Source organism: Meiothermus cerbereus, from assembly GCF_051297115.1.
GTDB classification, from domain to species: Bacteria; Deinococcota; Deinococci; order Deinococcales; family Thermaceae; genus Meiothermus; species Meiothermus cerbereus_A.
In genome coordinates this window covers 1-3,326 of sequence record NZ_JBEVAL010000131.1, presented here as the reverse complement: position 1 = coordinate 3,326, position 3,326 = coordinate 1, and the positions used below count along the sequence as shown (strand labels likewise).

Genomic DNA, 3,326 nt, shown 5'->3' with positions numbered 1-3,326 from the left:
GGCCACATCCCGTTTGTGGTGCAGTCGGTTCTCAATGCCCCAGTGACCCCGACTGATAAGGGCCAGGGTAGCGGCATCGGCCTGGTCTCCTGGAAGGCTGGTGAGGTAGAGGTCGCTTTCCTGGGAAACCGCTTGGCTACGTTTGTGGGTCTTGTGGCGTTCAATGGCCACGATTTGCTGTAGCCCAGGGAAAGATACCTCCCACTCCAGCGGAATCTGTGTGGTTCTGCGAACCTGCCACACCCACAGCGCACCGCTGCGCACTTCGTGGTACAGGTGGGTGTTCTCTGCCGGATACTTCAGCACAAACTCGGCCCAGTCTTTCAAGGCAGCCTGGTTCTCCTTGAGCGCGAGGAAGTAGTGCCCCCCTTTTCTAGGATGGCTGCAGCGGTCTGAGCCTCGGTATGCGCAGCGTCTGCGGTGACCACCCAGGGAATACCCAGCTCGCTCAGTTCAGGCCCTAGCTGCATGATCAACTGCCGTCCGGCTACAGCCTCATCCCCCAGGGCTTTTCCTTGCCACAGGCTCAGACCTAACTGTCCCAGATAAGCACTGACCAGCAGCAAAGCCTGATCCCCCACCCCCCGGCGGGCGCTCCCTTTGAGGTATTTGCCTGCCAGGTTGACCACCATCTGACCCGGATGGGCTGGGTCCAGCACCTTGAGCACCTCCAGCGCCCAGGCCTTCAGGGCCTCTTCCAAAGCGCTGACCTGTTGTTCCAAAGCCCACACAAAGCGATAGAGGGTGGCCTGGGCAGGCAGGGCCTTACCGTTGGCGCGCCGCCCGAAGCCCTGTGCCAGCAGCCAGTCCCGCTGATCCTCTACCCACTGGGCGATGGCCAGCACGTTGGTACGCCCACTGCCCAAGCCCATCAGCACCAACATGAACAGCATGCGCCAGTCGTAGGTGGTGTTATGGGCTCGCAGGTCAGGCACCTGCATCAGGTATGGAATGGGGCTGGGTATCCTTGGGGTTTCGTTCATACTGCATATGATAACTGCATATGATGAAAGCCTGCATGTTTTTCAGCTTTTGTCGTGTACTTAGCGCCACCAGCGTTATAATCTAGCCCTATGGCCGAGAAATACCCGAGCGATAGCAGCGCGATCCGGCGCTTTGATGAAGTCAACGTGGCGCGGCTCGGGTTGATCAGTATTCAGGAGCGTATACCCCCTGACTACACCAGCTGGACCATCGATTTCCAGATTGATGGACGTCAGGCCCGGCTATCCTGCGTGGCGGTGGCCGAGCACGGTGGTGTCCCGCACGGCCTCGACAACGATGTAAGCCTGGCGCTGATCACGCTATACCAGGAGGCTGGCTACCCGGAGGATGGCACCATTGTCACGACCGCCTATCGCATCCTGTCGCTCATTGGCTGGGATACCAGTGGGCACTACTACCAGGCCCTGAAGGAAAGCCTCGATCGCCTGACCACGGCCACCTTTACTGCCAGCGAGGCCTGGCACAGCAATAAGCGATGGACCACCGTCAAGTTTCGCTACATCGATCACCTGGAGTACACCAGCGAAGATAGCAGCCTGGGCCTCTCGGGCCAAAGTGTCCTCAAGATCCGCCTGGCCCGGGAGATCGTTGAGTCTATCCGTGCCCGGTACATCAAGTCGCTGGACCTCGAGTTCCTCACCAGCCTGGATCGCCCCCTGACCCGGGCCCTCTACCGCTTGCTGGATGTGCAGCGGGTCTCGTCGGATGGGGCTGAGGTCACCCAGTTTCGCACCAACATCATCGAGTGGGCCAAGGCCTGCAAGATTGTGGATCAGACCCCGACTCGGGTGCGACGCACTCTGGAGGGGGCCCACCGGGAGCTCATCGAGCGGGGCTACCTATCCGATGTGGAGTATGTGGGGCGGGGTTCCCAGCAGGAGGTGATCTACACCTTTGCCAAGCAGCCCTCCATACGCGAAGAGGCCCGCGAGGTGGTGGAGCGGCTCGCTGGTTACGGGGTGACGCGTCCGGTGGTGTATAGCCTCATTGCCAGCTACAACCTGGCGCATATCGAGGAGCGGATCGCCCGCTTTGAGGCCATTCTGCAGGCCGGGTATGCCCCGCGCAACCGGGCTGGGTTCCTGGTGGACGTAATAAGGGACGACGAGGGGAAATATGTCGATCCCGAGGGATTTGTATCGCGCAGCCGGCGGGTAAGAAGCGAGACCGCCCGGCTAAGGCAGGTCGAGATGGCGCGCCAGGAGGAGGAGCGCAAACAGCAGCAGATGGACGCGGAGTGGGAGAGCTTGGATGCGAAAGGGCGAGCTAGCAAGGCAATCCGCGTGCTGAGTCTGGTTATGGGCAAGCAGCTACCTACCCGCTACTACAGCGGCCTTCTGGAAGCCTTCGAGTCGGGCAGGATGAACCCCCGTGAGGTTACCGAAGCCGCGCTGAAGGCCCAGATCAGTCTGCGGTTGGCAACGTTCATCCAAGAGCTGATGCGCACGCTAGATGGCCTCGGTTGATTATCAGGGCAGGGGAGGGTACACAGGCCCCCAGACGGAATGCCAGTTTCATTACCCTAAACCACCTATAGTTTATGGAGACCCTCGAGCGCCTCCTCCGCCAGCACGCTGGCATCGTCATCTGCAGGTAGGCTGACGCGGTGGGGGTCGAGCCGTACCTGCTCACCCGCTGGGTTCAGCAGGGCAGGTTCGAGCGCATCCAGCGGGGGGTCTACCGCCAGCACGAGGCCGAGGTCGGGAGTCATCGCCTCAAGGTCTACGGCCCCGAGAAGACCCTGGCCGACCTGCTCAAGTTCAGCAACCGCTACGGCGAAGACCTCTTTCTCGAGGGGCTGAAGAACTACCTGGCCTGCCGCCAGCCCTGTCCTGACCTGCTGAGGCTCCTCGAGGCCGCCAGGGTTTGCCGGGTCGAGCGCAGACTGCGACCTGGGTGTGCTGCTGGCGCGGTCAGGCGAGTACGCCGAAGCCGGATCCCACTACCTCGAAGCCCGCCTGGGTTATGCGGAGCCTCCAAAGCGCTGCTACAACCTAAGCCGCATCCGATACTTTTTCATACCGCAGCACAACAAGCCCTGTGCCAGAACCTGTGAACAAAACTGCAAAGCCAAAAGTTGTCTTCTTGACACCGTGGAGATAAACTCTAGTATTTCTAACAGTGTGCAATAGTATATTAACTCAAGTTGCCACCTAGACATTCCGAGCTAGAAAGCAAAAACTAAGGCCACTATGAACTGGACTGTTCTAGTGGCCTTCTGCATTATAGACGATCTGCTCAAGACCCTCGGACACAAGGACGACCCCCAGAGCAAGACCCCCGCCAGCGTCGTCCTCACCATCTGGATACTGCTGTAATCG

The 3,326-nt window shown here is 60.0% G+C and carries 3 protein-coding genes and 2 pseudogenes; 3 read left to right on the top strand and 2 right to left on the bottom strand.

All coding sequences use genetic code 11. The annotated features are described in order from the left end of the window. Both ABWU19_RS14575 and ABWU19_RS14570 read right to left on the bottom strand, forming a co-directional pair. A pseudogene (locus ABWU19_RS14575) lies at positions 1-327 on the bottom strand (hypothetical protein); the annotation flags it as partial. Next, complete coding sequence (locus tag ABWU19_RS14570; RefSeq protein ID WP_435902367.1) at positions 324-983, bottom strand: transposase family protein; 660 nt, start codon at positions 981-983, stop codon at positions 324-326. The pseudogene ABWU19_RS14575 and the gene ABWU19_RS14570, both read right to left, overlap by 4 nt. Positions 984-1,073: 90 nt before the next feature. On the opposite strand from ABWU19_RS14570, the gene ABWU19_RS14565 reads away from it, so the two are divergent. The 3 genes and pseudogenes from ABWU19_RS14565 to ABWU19_RS14555 all read left to right on the top strand — a co-directional run. After that, positions 1,074-2,471, top strand: a complete 1,398-nt coding sequence (locus ABWU19_RS14565; protein WP_036259551.1) for a replication initiator protein A — start codon at positions 1,074-1,076, stop codon at positions 2,469-2,471. 140 nt (positions 2,472-2,611) lie between these two features. Beyond that, complete coding sequence (locus ABWU19_RS14560; RefSeq protein ID WP_027878169.1) at positions 2,612-3,061, top strand: type IV toxin-antitoxin system AbiEi family antitoxin domain-containing protein; 450 nt, start codon at positions 2,612-2,614, stop codon at positions 3,059-3,061. A 136-nt stretch (positions 3,062-3,197) separates the two neighbouring features. Beyond that, positions 3,198-3,317, top strand: a pseudogene (locus tag ABWU19_RS14555) (IS982 family transposase); the annotation flags it as partial. Positions 3,318-3,326: the final 9 nt, after the last annotated feature.